Source organism: Herbiconiux aconitum (assembly GCF_024979235.1).
Lineage (GTDB): Bacteria > Actinomycetota > Actinomycetes > Actinomycetales > Microbacteriaceae > Herbiconiux > Herbiconiux aconitum.
Window position 1 is genome coordinate 274,931 of the sequence record NZ_JANLCM010000001.1, and the last position, 15,907, is coordinate 290,837.

Genomic DNA, 15,907 nt, shown 5'->3' on the forward strand with positions numbered 1-15,907 from the left:
GTCCTATCGACAAGGCGACACGCGTACAGCTGCGGGGTCATCAGGCCAAGGGCCGCCTTGCACCATAAGGCCGGCTTGTCACATTGCTATGCAGGGCGGCTGTCGCCGTACCGGAGCGCGCCGTTCGAACCAAAGGACAGCCCGCTCATGGGCTCCCCGATCATCTTCTCCGCTACAAACGTGGCGAAGAGGCGTTGAGGGGACCTGTTGGTGCGGTAGAACTGCGCTTCACCGTGTGAGTTCAAGTACCTTCGCGGTTGCTGCGATCGTCCTCTCGCTGGCCTTCTTATCCGGGTTCAGCTCCTTGCCGAACGACGGTATAAGCTTCGCCAGCTTCTTCTCCCACACCGGATATTCTGTCGGGAAGCACTTCTGAATCAGGTCGACCATGATCGGTACAGCTGTAGATGCCCCGGGCGAAGCTCCGAGCAGCCCGGCGATCGACCCGTCGGCCGACGTGACCACTTCGGTGCCGAACTGCAGCACACCGCCGCGCTTGGCATCCTTTTTCATCACCTGAACCCGCTGGCCTGCCGTGATGAGGTACCAATCCTCCGCCTTCGCCGTTGGCATGAATTCCTGCAGCGCCGCCAACTTCTTCTTCTTGCTCGCCAGCAGCTCGCCAATCAGGTACTTCATCAGGTCGAAGTTGTCGCGGGCAACAGCGAGCATCGGGCCGATGTTGTGGAAGCGGATGGACGCCGGCAGGTCGGTCCACGAACTCGACTTCAGGAACTTCGGGCTAAAGCCGGCGTATGGGCCAAAGAGCAGCGACGATTGACCGTCGACCACACGAGTGTCGAGGTGGGGCACCGACATCGGCGGGGCACCAACCGACGCCTTGCCGTAAACCTTGGCTTGGTGCTGTGCAACGACAGCCGGGTTGTCGGTGCGGAAGAATTGACCACTGATCGGGAATCCACCGAAGCCCTTGATCTCGGGAATGCCCGACTTCTGCAGCAATGGAAGGGCATGCCCGCCCGCGCCCACGAAGACGAACTTCGCGTTGATCGTGTGCGGTGTGTTGCCCACCCGATCGCGGGTCGTGATGTTCCAAGATCCGTTTTTCTGCTTCTTGAGCTTCTTGACCTCGGTCTCGGTGCGCAGCACCGCGCCATTCTGCACGAGGTTGTCGATCAGCTGGTGGGTGAGCGACCCGAAGTCGACGTCGGTGCCCGCGTTCACGCGGGTGGCTGCAATCTTCTCGTCCTTCTCGCGCTGAAGCACGAGAAGCGGAGCCCACTGATAGATCACCTTCGGGTCGTCGCTGAACTCGATGCCCTCGAACAGCGGCTCCGTCTTGAGCAGCTCGTAGCGCCGCCGAAGGTAGTCGACGTTCTCTTCGCCCCTCACGAACGTCATGTGGGGGGTCGGGTTGATGAACGATCCAGGATGCGGGAGCACGCCCTGCGCGACGAGCGACGACCAGAACTGTCGGCTCACCTGGAACTGCTCGTTGATGTTCACGGCCCGCGATGCCTCGAGCGTGCCGTCGGGCGCCTCGGGCATGTAGTTCAGCTCGGCGAGCGCTGCGTGCCCGGTGCCTGCATTGTTCCAGGGGTTGGAGCTCTCCTGGCCCACTTCGCTCAGCTGCTCGAAGATCACGATGGACCAGTCGGGCTGAAGCTGCTTGATCATGGTTCCGAGGGTGGCACTCATGATGCCCCCGCCGATCAGGGCGACGTCGACGCTTTTATTGCTCACAGGATCACTTTACGCTGCTTGTATACAAGGTCGGCACCGCACCGCTCGGCAATAAGCGCCGTTCTTTACGGACGGCCCATCGCCCGATACTCCCACCCCGCGGCCCGCCAGGATGTAGAGTCCAGCACGTTGCGTCCGTCAATGATCCGCCTACCCGCGACCAGACCCTCGATGTCAGCCGGAACGAGCGAACGGTACTCCTTCCACTCTGTCAGCAGCACGACGACCTCCGCATCTTTGACCGCGTCAGCTACGTCGTCGACGAAATGGAGCTGCGGATGCTTGGCGTGGGCGTTCGGGATCGCCTCAGGGTCGGTCGCGCTGACGATCGCACCGAGACCGTTGAGTTGCACGGCGACGTCAAGGGCCGGGGAGTCGCGGATATCGTCCGAGTCAGGTTTGAACGCGAGCCCTAGAACTGCGACCCGCTTCTCGAAAGCCTGGCCATCAAGAAGTTCGAGTACGAGGTCCACGACGCGCTGACGACGACGGAGGTTGATCGCATCGACCTCTTTGAGGAAGGCCAGCGATTCACCGCGGCCGAGCTCTTCGGCACGGGCGCCGAAGGCGCGGATGTCCTTCGGGAGGCAGCCACCACCAAACCCGACGCCCGCGTTCAGGAACCGGCGGCCGATGCGGGCGTCAAATCCGATCGCGTCGGCGAGCTCGGTCACATTCGCACCTGTCACCTCGGCGATCTCGGCGATCGCGTTGATGAAGGAGATCTTCGTGGCCAGGAAGGCATTGGCCGAGACCTTGACGAGTTCGGCTGTCGCGTAATCGGTCACGACGAGAGGGGTTTCCTCGCTGAGCGCCTTCGAGTAGACCTCGTCGAGAATCGCCTTCGAAGCGGCCGCAGCCTCCGGCTCAGGCGAAACGCCGTAGACCAAGCGGTCAGGAGAGATCGTGTCCTTCACGGCGAAACCTTCACGCAAGAACTCGGGGTTCCAGGCGAGGTTCGCGCCGGGCGCCACTTCCTGCACCCGCTCGGCGAGCCTGGCTGCCGTTCCGACCGGAACCGTCGACTTGCCGACGACGAGATCTCCGTCTTTGAGGAACGGGAGAAGAGACTCGAGGGCAGCGTCAACGTAGGTCATGTCGGCGCTATACGATCCGACTCTCTGCGGTGTCCCGACAGCGATGAAGTGCACCTGCGCATCCGCCGCACTCGCCATTTCCGTCGAGAAAGTCAGTCGGCCGGATGCGCTGGCAGAGAGCAGAATCTCCGGCAGACCTGGTTCGAAGAACGGTGCTCTACCTGCCGCCAGGGCTTCGATCTTGCGCTGGTCGACGTCAATTCCGATCACTTCATGGCCGAGTTCCGCCATCGACGCTGCGTGGACCGCGCCGAGATAGCCGCATCCGATTACCGAGATCTTCATTGCACTCCTCTGTTCAGCATTCGTCGTTTACGCTCGCCTTGAGCATCGCGCCGGTTTGGTACAGATACTGGTAGATCCAGTCTCCCAGTGACAGATTCCGCGGATCAGCCACGAACAACGCCCCGTCGATGCAGCGGTCGAAAATCAGCCGTGCCCGGTAGACGTGAGGCGTCGACGTGATGACCAAGACCTTGTTCCATCCGTTCTCTTGGGCTTGAGCCCGCACGAACCGGGCCTCGCCCTGTGTCGTGAAGGGATCGGCTAAGAAACAGGTGACGTCGGCGCCTGCCGGCGGATATGTGCAGGCCGGCAATGAACTCGCGCTGAACCTGCTCGTCGGTGGCACCGAGATCAGGATCGTTTCGGCGTAGCCTTCCGAGACCAGCTTCTCCGCGAGAGCGATCCGGGTTGCCTTCGGCGGCCCAAGCACGACGATGGCGTCGGCCCGCTCCGGCTGATCGACAGTGGGAAACACGTAGAACGGAAGACCGATCAGAGCGATAGCGGCCGCCGCCGCGACGACACCCGCGAGCACCTGCACGATCACCCGGCGGAGCTGCTTCGGAGTGAGCCGCGAGTTCTTCATCCAGCGTTCTCACCGTTTCGGGCGGAGAGGCGCGAGATCTCCGCCCAGTACTTCGCAGGCGGAAGCTCCCAAGGCTTGCCCGCGATCAACTCCTTCTGCACGTCGGCAGTCAGGCGACTGCCGATCGATCGTGCAGGATTACCGACCACAATCTGGAAATCATCCACGTCTTTGGTGACGACGGACCCTGCTCCCACGACGGCTCCTACGCCGATCCGGCGACATCCTGGCAATATCGTCACGTTTGCGCCGATCCAGGTGTCTGCGCCTATCTCACAGGGCGTACGCGAAACATCGTTGTCGGCGGCCACCAGGCCGAGCTTGGGGTTGTACCAGTATGGGTGGAGGCTCGGCGCCTGCATCGGATGTGCAGCGCCGATTCGGCGAACATTCGGTCCGATCGACGCGTATGGCCCGATCGTCGTCCCGCGATCGGCGAACCCTGGGGTGAGAAGCGACCCGTAGCTGTGTGGACCAGCGCTGACACCGTAGTGCTGCCGCAACACAGCACGGAGCGAAATCGAAGTGGTCTGACCACCTTCCGCCTTGACCGCTATCGCCAGCAGCCGATGTCGCGCCGGTAGTCTTCTGTAGAACTTGACGACGAAACGTCCGATTGCCGACTGACGCATCGATGGGAACTTAGCCGAATCGAGAGCGGGCATTCTCATCCCTTGCCTTTCAGAAGCGAACGAAGACCGTTGACTAGGTCGCGCGGCTTCGGTAGATATTCGATCAACGTCAGCCTGAGCGCGACCGCCAAGAACACGATTAGCGTGATGTAGCCGGCCGTCGACGCCAGAGCAGCTCCAGGAGCAGCAAGCGAGGGTGCCAGCGCGAACAATAGGATCGTCGACACCGCGAGCGAGGCTAGCTGGGCGATGCTCATGGCGCCACCTCGGCCGAGGGCCGCGAGCAGCATCGAGTAGACATACGCCGTCACCATGAACACGGAACCGATCAGATAGATGAGTGTGATCGGAACCGCAGGAGCGAACTCCGCGCCAAAAAGAAGTGGCACCCCGAATGGAACGATTGCCGCGAGTACAGCACAGGTGACAATTGCGAGCGCGGCTCCGGCGCGCGCGCCTTCTCCGACGATTGCTCGCCGTTGCTCCTCTTTGGCTACAGCCGCTGGACGAAAGTAGCTTGCCCCCAGCGCCTGGCCGACTGCGATCGGAATTCCACCGATCGTGACCGCCACTGAGTAGAGACCGGCGTTGTACGCACCAAGCAGCGGCAGCGCCAGAACTTGATCCAATCGGTTGGTCGCCGCCTCCGCCAAGGCACTGCCGCTGAACCTGACTCCAGATTTCAGGAGATGCCAGGAATTGTCGGCCTCTCCGAAGATCGAGACCCTTACCAGTATCTGCCCCATCAGGAACGTGATCGCGTTGCCGGCGATGTTGGCGATCAGCACCGTCATCGTGCTCGCCATTCCCGAGAGCCAGAACACCAAGACAAGGATCAGATAGGTCGCGGGCTGAGCGACCAGCAGCAACAACTGCGCGCGATAGCGTCCACTGGCCAGCAGCACGCTGTTGTCGGTGAGCCAACTGGACATCAGCGGAGTCAACACGACTCCGATCGCGGCGACGAGGCGCACTGGTGGCTCGAACCCTGCGAACAAGGTGAAGTACAAGATCGCGGAGACTCCCGTTGCGGGGAGGAACATGAAACCAATCAACCTGCGCGAGGCTCGCACGACCGGCTGCATTGTGCCGATGGACACCCGACGCCGCACCTCGAGCGGAACGCCGAGAGCCAACCCGATTCCCACGAGAAAGAAGACGCCTATCGCGGCAGCGGTTTCGCCGCGCCCATCCGGCCCGATCGCTCTCGCCACGATCGGGGCCGTGATCAAGCCAAAAAACGAGACAGAGATTCTTCCCAGCGCGATCAGAGAGGGACTCTCTGCTCGAAGGGCACGCACTAGGAGGTTCAAGGCACGCTTCATCGGTTGTCCGCGGATCGGCGCAACGACCGCCGGAAAGTCCCTAATGCGGCTCGAGCCGTGTTGGCGGGGTTGCGCAGAGCGAGTCGAAGCAAGCCGTAGCCGGCGTACTTTGGAACGGCCTTCCCCGCCAGTCGCCGGCCGAGCAAACGGCCGACCAGAGTGAGTTTGCGCTTGACTTGCAGCGGTTGCACGGGCCTCACCCGGTCCAACTCCAACGGCATGATTGCGATCGCTCCGGCAAGCGCTGCTTGTTGCAGCAGTTCGTGTCCCCGTTGGGTGCGCGCGATCACCACCGAGTTTCCTGCGCCTTCCTCGAAGAGCGGATAACCGTTCTCATCGGCCATCCAGTAGTCGCCCACGGCGATGTCGGCATGGGCTCCGGTGCCGTCCACGCAGATCTTGCATCGTTGTTGCAGTTGCCGTCCGAGATGCTTTCCCCAGGACTCGTCATACGACAGGGAGCCGGTCGTTGCTCCGTCGGACACCTCGAATGTACCCGGCCAGCCACCGCCCCGATATTTCATGGACACCGCTGCGCCTGGGTCGACTCCCAGCTGACGAACGAGTGCATCCGTGGCGAATTGGCTGGGGGTGCCCGCGCAGAAAAAGGAAAGGAGCACTGGACGATCGGATGCGTCGATTCCCAGCGCATCCTGGAGCTGGCTGGCGGCCGACACCTCACACGGCTTCCCGACGAGGCCGACCCTTGGGTCGCCGGTTTTCCATCCCGCCAGGTTCGCGACCGGTCCATAGCGAGATCCCGCTGACTCTAACGCTTCTGCCCGGGTCATGATCGTCACGGGCACCGTTGTGGTCGGTCTGGTCGGTTTTGCCGCACTTCCCGTGATCTGATTGACAATCTCGGACTTCAGCATCCACTCGGTCATCGCGGTGATCACGCCGCCACTTGAACCCATGAATCGAGTTGTGTCGTCTCTGGCGTAACCTTCCCAAACGCTCACATAGCGCCCGAAAATCTCGTGCTCGGCCCCTTCCACCCGGGGGGCCATTATCCGCTTGCCAGGGCAGACTCGGTCGAAGAGCGCCGCTTCTCGCCTATCGGACGCTCGATCAACCACGGACCCAGTGCTAAGTCGGGGCCTCTGGTATCCGTCCGGAGACAGTTCCATGCCGATGCGTGCCGAAATCAATTCGCAGGCTCCACAACCGGAGCAGTTGTCGTTCGCCAGAACCCGCCCGACCGAGCGATCCAAGGCCGGCACGCGCTCAGCCATCTATGGACGGGACTCTCACTCGGAGCGCGTCTGCCGCATCCTGCAGCCTCTCGCTAGTGCGAGTGCGCAGCGATGAGACATCGGCATCGAGAAGACCTTCTGCCGCTTGCCCTGCGATCACCAGGGCTTCTTCAGCGACCGTGTCGGATTTACGGAGGTCGATGGTGTGATTCCATCCGATGTCGTCAAGCAACGGGGCAAACTTGCGAGAGTAGGCCAAGGGGATGGCGGGCGTTCCCACAGACAGTGCATTCAAACAGGCGTGCATACGCGAGCCGATTACGAGGTCAGCGTCCGCGACCATGGAACGCACGTCGTCCAGATCCTCCGGCACCAAGGCTTGGATGTTCAGCTCCGCGGCGAGCTCTCGGACGACTGAGGTGTCGTCATCGTGGGTCGAATTTGCCAGGACATGGGCAAGCAGTGCGACCTCGCGGCCGGAGTCGCGTAGACCTTGGATGAGCGACCGAACCGCGGCTTGATACCGAACGTAGTCGACATGGGAGTTCTCGCTCCAGAGGAGACCGGAAACATTGAACAGGACCTCAAAACGCTTGCGACGTTCTGGGACCTCGAGATTGAAGACCACATCGGTGGCGTGCGCTGCCGGTACGAACCCGAGCCGCTTGGTGTAGGTCTCGCTGATGCTGTCGCGCACCAGCACGCCGGTGGATGCACGAAGCGACCGTCTGGCGATAGTGCGGCCCCAGCGGGTGTTGAACGGACCAATCGTCTGCGGACCGAACACGAGCGGCACCCCGACTTGCTTCGCTGAACGGTGCACGTAGTGCATCGTCAGAAGGCGTCGCGCGCCGTAGATGTCGGTGAAACTGTCGCCGGCACCGGAGTCGATAATCGCGTCATACTGACGCAACTTGCTCTTGATGGGCCCGCTACGGCGGCCAAAGTCACGAGCAATGGTGCGGGTGCCGAATGAGATGTCCGAGTCGCCAGCTCCGAAGTTCTGGAACTCGACCACGGTCTCGGGTCCCCACGCCGCTCGCGCGAGCTCGGCCATGCCTTGAGCCAAGACTCGAACGCCCAGATTCGCCGAATGATTATCGGCCCATAGGACCAGTACGCGCGCCAAATTTACCCCTCCACTTGCCAGCACAATAATGCCAAGGCAGCGGTGCCTCTGACAGCTCTGCCACGATACCATCCGGGCACCTGCCGGTACTCATTCACCTCGGGCAAACTCGTGTGCGGAGTCTCATCAGCGCCGTCTGGTCGTCGTGATTATAGGCGTAGAACTCCGGGAGTCCGGTTCGTCAATATCCGCGCCCCCAACCGGTAGCTGCGCCCGTGATCCGTAGCCCAACGCGGTGCCTGCGAGAATCCACAGCGTTCCAGTCGCGTCGAGTCCGCCCGCTGTCTCGGACAGGAGGGCAACCAGCACTGCCGCCGTTAGCGCGGCGCCGTTCATCGTCCGCCCAGCTCTGACTCCTCGATAAATCAGGTAGGCGATAACGAGGATGCCGAACCATCCTGCGGCGGCCAAGAAGATGGCTGCCAGACTTTCGCCGGCATCCGTCGACTCCCCGGTCAGGCTGGCGACCGCGTTCCCGACGCGACCGAACCCACCGCCGATCGGATGCGTCAAGGCGTACTGGAAACCGTAGAACGCCCCGTCGACGTGACGTCCGCTCTGGCCATCGTCAGAGAACTCCTGTAGAGCAACGAAACCGATAACGGCGGCCACCAGGATGAACGCAAGTTGACCAGATTTCCGGGTCAGGAAGGGCTGCAGTATCGCCAGGGCGAGGATGACGAATCCACCTCGTGAGAAGCTCGAGATGGCACCGAACAGCAGGATGGCGCTGAGGCTGAGGTTTGCGGCCATCGATCTGCGTCCCGGATCGAGCCAGACCCACATGAAGGCCGCACCACAGTACATTCCGAAGGAAGGCGGATTCAGCAGCAACCCGCCGGTGCGGATGAGGGCTTCACCGTCCGGCAGGTAGTAGTAGTAGAAGCCCGGCAGATCGCGGCCGTACGACAGGGTCGGCCCCGTCGACTGGAAGCCGGAATAGCCAGCTGGGTCAACGGGATAGACGCCCAACAGTTCGAACGCCGCGTAGAGGGCGCCTATGACCCCGAGAAAAATCACGAATGGAGTGAGCTTCTGCACCTGTTCCTTCGTCAGGCACATGCCGAAGAGAACAAGGATCACCGGCACGAGGATCTGCCGGAGCTGATAGATCGCGATCGACGTGTTGGTGGCTTGAACGAACGCAACGGCCATGATCAGGAAAAAGACGAGGATGAACACCACCGTGCGTGACGAGATGTTTCTTCTCCGAAGGAACTGGCTCACCACCCAGAGTGCGACGGACACCAGAACGAGGTCATCCAATAGGAGAGCATTAGGGTTCTCGAAGATGGCGCCAAGAGCCCGTTGCAACAGAGAAGCCGTGAAGAGCAGCACAGCAAGGTGGATGGGCTTGTCCATCAGCACGAAGGCGAAGCTCGTGATTGCGACCAAGCCCATGAATATGACCCACGCGACGTCCTTGTCGCCCGCCGCCAGCCAAATGAAGAATCCGACGAGTCCAAGCGACGTGACGGACAGGAGAATGGTGCCGGCCGACAGGCCAGCACCACCGCTGCTTCGGTACCTCTGTGAGCTAACCATTCGTCACACGCCAGATGGGACAGGTCGCCGGCGTCGTGCGCCGGCGATGAGCCCACGGAGACCAGCACGGAACTTGACGAATCTGCCGTTGCTTTCTTTCAACGGCCGCGCAGATAGTCGGGCTGTTTCTAGCATTCCTCGGCCAAAGAGAAGCGACAGCGTTGGGGACCCGTGGTCAGCCACGACAAGGAACCGATTGCGCTGCATGTAGTAATAGTAGGTGGCGCTCTTGCCACCGGTCGTGTCCCCCGACCCTCCGACCAGATGCCAGATGACGGCGGCCGGTACGACGCCCAGCGTCAATCCCAACCCCCCGGCCCGGAGGCTCCAGTCGACGTCTTCCCAATAGAGGAAGAGTTCGGATCGAAATCCACTCGTCTTCCGCCATGTGGATCCAGTGAACATCGGGGCCGCACCGGTGACAAACTCTGTGGCGAACGGTGACTCGGTTCGGTTTGAGGTCGCCCCCAACCCAAGATGTCGTACGGTGCCGGTCGGCAATGAGACCGTGCCGCCTCGATACCAGATTTTCGGTTCATCGGCCGTACCCATCATGATCGTGGGCGAGACGATGTCGAAAGTCGAGAGCGCCTCGACCATCAGCGATGTAGACCCGGGCGACACCAACGTGTCGGGGTTCAAAACCCAGACAACGTCGTCATCCGCGGGATCGATCAGGGCCAACGCCTTGTTCACTCCTCCACCGAACCCGAGGTTCTGGGAACCGAACTCGACTTTCACGTTTTCGTGCTCACCAACAACTCGTTCAAGCTCGCTTCGCTGAGACGGGGTCGAAGCGTTGTCCACGATGACGATGTTCTCGATGGGTTCGTTCTTCAACGATTGCAGGAGTGCTTCCACCAGCTCACTCGAGTTGTAACAGACGATGGCGACCTTCGTCGATCGCTTCGGCTCCGCCATCAGTTCGAACCCATCAAAGTATCGACCCACCCACGAAACTCGATCAACGACTGCTGTTCCGACCCTTCGAGGTCGACCGCGAGGTCGCTCATCTCCGAAGCTAGCAGGGCACCGCGGCCCAGCGCGTCCAGAATCCCGGACGCCAGTGAATCGACGGTCGGCTCCACGAAGACCGCGCCCTTAGTGAAGTATTCACGCAGAGCTTCAGTATTGCTCGTGACTAGAGGCTTGCCGGCCGCAAGGGCTTCATATCCCGCCCGCTGCATGGTGCTCTCCCGAGTGGTCAAGGCCATCACCGCGGCGGATTGGACCAGCAGCCAAGAATACACTTCGTCGCTCACGAACCCACTGAACACGACGTTCTTCGGAGCAGCAGCGCGGACCTCTTCGGGCGCTCTTCCGGTGAGTACGAACTTCACCTCCGGCAACCCGCGGGCCGCTCTCAGGAGTTCGGCGATGGGCTCATCCGAGGCATACGTGACGGGAACTAGTAGGTACTTCTCACCCACCAGTGCGTCCAGTGGTCCCGTGGGAACAGTGGCTTTGGAAAAGTCTGATGCGTCGATCAAGTCGTGCATGACGAGCGTGCGCACCTGCGCAGCCCGCGGTATCCGGGCAAGCGTCTCGTTCGTAACGATCGCTCCGCCGCGCCTTTTCAGGATTCGGAGAGTGGACGGAGCAGCCCAGGCCCACCGGCGATCATTGAACACACCGCTGTGCAGGTCGCCGATCAGAGCGAACTTCAAGATCACCGCGAGGGGCGCGACCACCCAGACCGCGACAGCAGGTGGAAGCATCAGCACGACAACCGAAGGCCTCAGACGTACGAGCACTCGAATGGTATGAAATGCCTGGATTACATATCGCAGTGGGAGCGACGGCGCAGTCGAGTGAACGTACACGAGCTCTGCGCCCAGAAAGCGAGCGATGCCGTCGCTACGACCATGCCGGCGAATCCAGCTCAGCATGAGCGGTGCCCGGCGGGGCGTTCGGCCGATCATGCAGGGACAACCCGGATCGCGCTCGCCTTAGCCAGCATTCCGGCATCGATCTCAGCTACCTCTGCGGTGGGTACCAACTCACGACGGCGGAGTTCTTCGACGATCTGCAACTGGTGATTGTCGACGTGCTCGCCCCGCTCCGCACGACGCGGAACAGCCAACGTCGGAACGCCCATATCCATGAGCTTCATCAGTGTGCCGACTCCGGCATGAGAGATGACCAGGTCACTTTCGGTCACGAACCGGTCGAACTCAGCCGACTTCATCTCCGGGTAGACCCGGCCCGGCAGATCGTCGCGATCGGTAACACCGAGTTGCCAGACGAGTTCGGTATCCGGTCCGACCGACCCTACGATCGTGTCCACGAGAGAGTCGAAACGATAGGGGCGGATCGTTCCGAGTGTGACGAAGATTCTACGAGGCGTTGGGGCTGCAGCGCGCCAATTGTGATCCCTCGTGTACGCATCCATGACGGAGAACTCGTGCTTCCATTTGGCGTCGGACCACCGCTGGTGCTGCGTGAAAAGTTCGACTCCGGGCACCTTCGACAGGATCCGTCCCGTCAAGGACGGGCCGTTGAGTCGTGACACGCTCTCGATGTAGACACGTCGCATACCGATCGGTACGACATGAGACGCCAGCGCCAATCCGGCCCCTGTGCTCACCGTAGCGGTGAAATTGTTGCTCTTCACCAGCTTCCGAACGGTGCGCTGTGCCTTCGCCACGCCGAGGTAGTCCCGGGGTGCGACGTATGGCACGAAGGTGTGATCGAAGTTGCTGACTAGCGATTGGCTCTGCGCGTTGTCGAACGTAACCCACATCGACCCATGGCCTGGCTGGATCATCTCGGAGATCCTCACGAGTTGGGCGAGGTGCCCGCCGGTCGAAGCAACGAAAAGAATCTTTTCATTCCGCAGTTCATCGATCAGTTCGGACAATGCGTCTCCTGGTTCTCTGTATGCGTCAGTATCCGAGAGCGGACTACGCTTGCCACGATGCTAGTTGACTTTGATTTCGCGGCGATTAACGAACGAATTCGGTCAGGGATCATTTTGACAGCTTGACGGCGACCGAGTGATGAAGGGCATCTTCTCGGACACCCTCGCGGTGAAGGCGTGGGGCGACCGATCCCCGTCTCGGGTCGCACCAGATGGACGATCCATCTCCTTCGGGAGGTCTGGTGCCCTTGCAGAAGCGGGTTCACAGGTCCACCGGTTCGCAGCACCGAAGGCGCACGCCGTTGCGTTTGAAGCTGCGGCGCACTGCAGCCGCGTAGCCAGCACGATGGTGAATAGGCACATCAAGCCGCCGGAGCAGACAGAACAGTCGGATGCCGCGAACCGCACGATCATCGGCATATGGAGCGTCGCGGCGAGTAGGAACGGAGCAAAGACCTGCCGCGGCAGCGAACTTTCTCTTCACACACAACCCGCGGCGAATTCCGCGAGGTCTACCGGATTCAAATTCGAGATGTCTTCGTGGTCGCCGACCGATTGGACGGCGGTGATCTCGGAGCCAGGAGCCACGATGCTGGGTAACAGGTCCGCGTTCTGCGCTTTCACTATGATCGTGTCTGACGGGGATGCGATCGTACGATAGCGAGCAACCGGAAGCAGCGGGTCACCAGACGCCGGGTTCCACAACGGTGGCATCGTGCCTGCGTAGGCGTTGCGCACCTGGGCGAGAGCGTTCGGGGCGGTGAGCGCCACCGCGGCAAGGTCCACCGCCGGTTTCGCCCCGTACCAGCACTCTCCCGGAAGCGCGCCGAACCGCAGCGCGTTCAACGTCGCCACTCCACCCATCGATGCTGCAACGAGCATCTGGTTGTCAGTGCCAGCACGGGTTCGCGCGAACTGTGACAGGTCGACGAGAGACTGAACGCCGACGTCGTTGCCCCAGTTGTTGCCGCCCATGTCGGACGAGGCGACCATCCAACCGTTCTCCATTATGACGTCGAACCAGGTGGAAGTTTCGAGTGCGGTCTCGTTGCCGCCCTGACCGTGCGACCACAGCGCCACACCAACGGTGGGTACGTCGGGGTTCCAGCGGACGAGGATGCTCTGTCCGTCCAGGTTGCCGCGTATTTGCCCGGGCTCGTCGACGGTAGCCGTGAAGATGCCTGGCCCGGGGGTGAAAACGGGGATGCTGGGACCGGTGGGAGTCGGAGTGGCCGTTGGAATCGGTTTTCGGGTGACTGCGGGAGCTGGCACCGTGCCGGCGTTGTCGCTTTGGGCTGGGTTGTAGTTGAACGCGACCACGACAATGGCAGCCCCCACGACCGCGGCAGCGATCAGCCCGATCGGGGTGCGTCGCTTGATGACCCAGCGCCGCAAACGCCGATACCACGGCTTACGACGACGACGGTGACTGCTGGAACCCATCCGGTCAGCCTAGATCCGTCTAGACGACAGATGTCGAAGTTCTATACCCCCAGTTCGGGGCGGCTTTTCAGCCGCTCCCCAGGAAAGTCAGGAGCCACCTTCCCGTTCCAATGCGCCGACGAACACGCGTCCGGCGAGGTGGTCTTTGTCCTAGTCCTCGTCGTCGATGATCTCGAACACCTCGACCAAGATGGTTGCGAAGACCTTGGCGAGGACGATCCTGTGATCTCCTTAGAGTTCCACCATGCGCCCAGTCGGTGCCATGTCCCGATTCGCGGAGTCTTCCCACGGCAGATGGTGGAGGGCAAACAGTGGCAGGGCGTTCAGATCCTCAACCCGCCGACGCTATTGCACGAGAAGCGAAGCGGTCTCTGAGACCCCATTCGTCCACCCCGCGCGAACCGCTGTGACCCTGACGCTGATTCTATGGCCAGTGTCTGTTGAGCGGACGCGATACGTCGCCGTATTGACCCCAGGAATGTCCGTCCCGTCCAGCAACCATTGGACCGAACTGCTCTGCGCTCCGGGTGTCCAGGCCCCCTTGATAATGGTGAGCCAGCTTCCCACGACAGGGCTTCCCGTGATCGTCGAGGGAGTGGCTGGAACCAACGCATCCCCCGGGGCGATCGTCAACGGCTCGGAAGTCGCCTCACCGACCGCATAGCCCGGGCGCTTTGCCCTCACAACCGCAGTCAGGGTGTGACCGACATCGGCAGCGACCGTGTCGTAGCGTGGGTTAGTGCGATCGACACCACCAACAATGTCGACGCCGTCGCGACGCCACGTATAGAGGTACGTGACAATCGGAAGCGACCAGGTCCCCGGGCTGACGCTCAGAGTCTTCGCCACCTTGGCTTCGCCGCTAACCACCGGCGGAACGGTGCAAACGGGCGCCGGCATGGGCTCGATGTCTACCGGCGGAGCGGTCGTGAACGTGTTGTTCGTCGTACCTGCCGCCGCTATGTATGGAGTGGTGACGGAATCGCCGAGCTGGATGTTGGTGACGGAGTTGTTGGAACCAGTGAAACTCACGCCCACGGGGCTTCCGCCACTGATCGAGCCGCCTTCTACAGTGCAGTTGGAAGAGAGCACGATGTTGGGGCCGTAACTGTCTCTGATCGTGATGTTCTTCGCGTTCACTGGACCCTGGGCGAAAATCGCGCTCCCCGACGCCTGCAGGCGGGATATCGACACGTCCTCGACCTGGGCCGCGACCGCGACGACGGACGTAATCGCGACGCCAGGTCCGGCACCGCCGACGATTGTGCCTCCAAGGACTTTCGTGTTGTCCGCCCTGACCTGAACACCTCCGCGCCCGCCCTCCACGTGGGGAACGATGGTGGTGTTCCAGCCGACGCGGTGCGTGTCGACACCCTTGTCGGAGCAATCGATCGCATGGGGCTCGAAATGGCAATCCTCCGGCTCGCCCGCGGGGCCGATGTTCGGCAGGTCCGGGCCGGCGTTCGTCGTGACCGCATGACGGACGCGCAACATGGTTCCTTTGACCACCAGGCCCCGAGTTGCGCCGCTGACGTTCACCCCATAGCCGAAATAGACCGTTGAGTCGTTGAGAAGATCCCTGACCGTGCAATCGATCGTGCCGCCAAGGGAATGGGCCACATTGATTCCCGTCGTTCCGTTGTCGGAGACCGTGATGCCGGAGACCTGCGGATTGTTCGTCGCGAAGAAGTCGATTAAAGGGCTTCTTCCCGCAGAGGGCGAGGTGTTGAATATCGATCCCGCACCGAAAATACGGAGAGTCGGCGCCAGAGCCATCAACGCTATCCGCGGATTCAAGCGGACCTCTCTCGGAATCGGTGCATCGATTCGGATCTGCGAGCCCGAAATCTCGGCGACCCGGCGCATATACCCATGTTTATTTGTCGAGTTCGGAATGATGTCGTTGCCGGAGATCATGATGTACTCGCCGACCTTGTATAGAGCCGAGTTCTTCACGGGTAGCCAAACGATACTCGTCGTCACCGCGTACGGCAGAGTCTCACGGAGCGTGACAGCGCCCCTGCGGATGAGGGCCGTACTGTTTCCACGAACCTTCAGCTTGGCCGTGGACCGCAGTTCCAGCTGCCTCAGTGTGTGGGGCACGA

The 15,907-nt window shown here is 61.6% G+C and carries 14 protein-coding genes; 1 reads left to right on the forward strand and 13 read right to left on the reverse strand.

Annotation, left to right across the window (positions count from 1 at the left end):
- Window positions 1-228 precede the first annotated feature (228 nt).
- The 12 genes from N1027_RS01230 to N1027_RS01285 form a co-directional block, all read right to left on the reverse strand.
- A complete protein-coding gene (locus tag N1027_RS01230) occupies window positions 229-1,704 on the reverse strand; it encodes a malate:quinone oxidoreductase (RefSeq protein WP_259504239.1) in 1,476 nt (491 codons plus the stop codon).
- A gap of 65 nt (window positions 1,705-1,769) precedes the next feature.
- Window positions 1,770-3,086, reverse strand: coding sequence for a UDP-glucose dehydrogenase family protein (locus N1027_RS01235; RefSeq protein ID WP_259504240.1), 1,317 nt, complete (start codon window positions 3,084-3,086; stop codon window positions 1,770-1,772).
- Between the two features lie 13 nt (window positions 3,087-3,099).
- The gene (locus tag N1027_RS01240; RefSeq protein ID WP_259504242.1) at window positions 3,100-3,672 is read right to left on the reverse strand and encodes a YdcF family protein; all 573 of its coding nucleotides are present in this window, start codon (window positions 3,670-3,672) and stop codon (window positions 3,100-3,102) included.
- A complete protein-coding gene (locus tag N1027_RS19785) occupies window positions 3,669-4,337 on the reverse strand; it encodes a CatB-related O-acetyltransferase (protein WP_284438687.1) in 669 nt (222 codons plus the stop codon). The genes N1027_RS01240 and N1027_RS19785 overlap by 4 nt, the downstream gene beginning before the upstream one ends.
- 2 nt (window positions 4,338-4,339) lie before the next feature.
- On the reverse strand, window positions 4,340-5,536 hold the full coding sequence (locus N1027_RS01250) for an MATE family efflux transporter (protein ID WP_259504245.1): 1,197 nt from the start codon (window positions 5,534-5,536) through the stop codon (window positions 4,340-4,342).
- A gap of 89 nt (window positions 5,537-5,625) precedes the next feature.
- Window positions 5,626-6,864: a Coenzyme F420 hydrogenase/dehydrogenase, beta subunit C-terminal domain gene (locus tag N1027_RS01255; RefSeq protein WP_308199760.1), complete on the reverse strand. Its 1,239-nt coding sequence runs from the start codon at window positions 6,862-6,864 to the stop codon at window positions 5,626-5,628.
- Window positions 6,857-7,882: a polysaccharide pyruvyl transferase family protein gene (locus N1027_RS01260; protein WP_259504247.1), complete on the reverse strand. Its 1,026-nt coding sequence runs from the start codon at window positions 7,880-7,882 to the stop codon at window positions 6,857-6,859. The genes N1027_RS01255 and N1027_RS01260 overlap by 8 nt, the downstream gene beginning before the upstream one ends.
- Before the next feature lie 198 nt (window positions 7,883-8,080).
- Window positions 8,081-9,499, reverse strand: coding sequence for a hypothetical protein (locus N1027_RS01265; protein WP_259504249.1), 1,419 nt, complete (start codon window positions 9,497-9,499; stop codon window positions 8,081-8,083).
- 3 nt (window positions 9,500-9,502) lie between these two features.
- On the reverse strand, window positions 9,503-10,420 hold the full coding sequence (locus N1027_RS01270; protein WP_259504252.1) for a glycosyltransferase family 2 protein: 918 nt from the start codon (window positions 10,418-10,420) through the stop codon (window positions 9,503-9,505).
- Window positions 10,420-11,253 (reverse strand): glycosyltransferase, encoded by an 834-nt coding sequence (locus N1027_RS01275; RefSeq protein WP_259504254.1) that lies wholly within the window; start codon window positions 11,251-11,253, stop codon window positions 10,420-10,422. The genes N1027_RS01270 and N1027_RS01275 overlap by 1 nt, the downstream gene beginning before the upstream one ends.
- Window positions 11,254-11,417: 164 nt before the next feature.
- Window positions 11,418-12,359, reverse strand: a complete 942-nt coding sequence (locus tag N1027_RS01280) for a glycosyltransferase (protein ID WP_259504255.1) — start codon at window positions 12,357-12,359, stop codon at window positions 11,418-11,420.
- A gap of 480 nt (window positions 12,360-12,839) precedes the next feature.
- The gene (locus tag N1027_RS01285) at window positions 12,840-13,802 is read right to left on the reverse strand and encodes an alpha/beta fold hydrolase (RefSeq protein ID WP_259504257.1); all 963 of its coding nucleotides are present in this window, start codon (window positions 13,800-13,802) and stop codon (window positions 12,840-12,842) included.
- Window positions 13,803-13,832: 30 nt separating this feature from the next.
- On the opposite strand from N1027_RS01285, the gene N1027_RS01290 reads away from it, so the two are divergent.
- A complete protein-coding gene (locus N1027_RS01290; protein ID WP_259504260.1) occupies window positions 13,833-14,177 on the forward strand; it encodes a hypothetical protein in 345 nt (114 codons plus the stop codon).
- On the opposite strand, the gene N1027_RS01295 is transcribed toward N1027_RS01290, so the two are convergent.
- A complete protein-coding gene (locus N1027_RS01295) occupies window positions 14,148-15,758 on the reverse strand; it encodes a hypothetical protein (protein WP_259504262.1) in 1,611 nt (536 codons plus the stop codon). The genes N1027_RS01290 and N1027_RS01295 overlap by 30 nt on opposite strands.
- Between the last annotated feature and the right edge of the window lie 149 nt (window positions 15,759-15,907).

Excerpts from the sequence above, each read along its gene's own strand:
- N1027_RS01235 (WP_259504240.1), bottom strand. The coding sequence starts at position 3,086 with ATGAAGATCTCGGTAATCGGATGCGGCTATCTCGGCGCGGTCCACGCA.
- N1027_RS01240 (WP_259504242.1), bottom strand. The coding sequence starts at position 3,672 with ATGAAGAACTCGCGGCTCACTCCGAAGCAGCTCCGCCGGGTGATCGTG.
- N1027_RS19785 (WP_284438687.1), bottom strand. The coding sequence starts at position 4,337 with ATGCCCGCTCTCGATTCGGCTAAGTTCCCATCGATGCGTCAGTCGGCA.
- N1027_RS01255 (WP_308199760.1), bottom strand. The coding sequence starts at position 6,864 with ATGGCTGAGCGCGTGCCGGCCTTGGATCGCTCGGTCGGGCGGGTTCTG.
- N1027_RS01260 (WP_259504247.1), bottom strand. The coding sequence starts at position 7,882 with ATGGCCGAGCTCGCGCGAGCGGCGTGGGGACCCGAGACCGTGGTCGAG.
- N1027_RS01265 (WP_259504249.1), bottom strand. The coding sequence starts at position 9,499 with ATGGTTAGCTCACAGAGGTACCGAAGCAGCGGTGGTGCTGGCCTGTCG.
- N1027_RS01270 (WP_259504252.1), bottom strand. The coding sequence starts at position 10,420 with ATGGCGGAGCCGAAGCGATCGACGAAGGTCGCCATCGTCTGTTACAAC.
- N1027_RS01285 (WP_259504257.1), bottom strand. The coding sequence starts at position 13,802 with ATGGGTTCCAGCAGTCACCGTCGTCGTCGTAAGCCGTGGTATCGGCGT.
- N1027_RS01290 (WP_259504260.1), top strand. The coding sequence starts at position 13,833 with ATGTCGAAGTTCTATACCCCCAGTTCGGGGCGGCTTTTCAGCCGCTCC.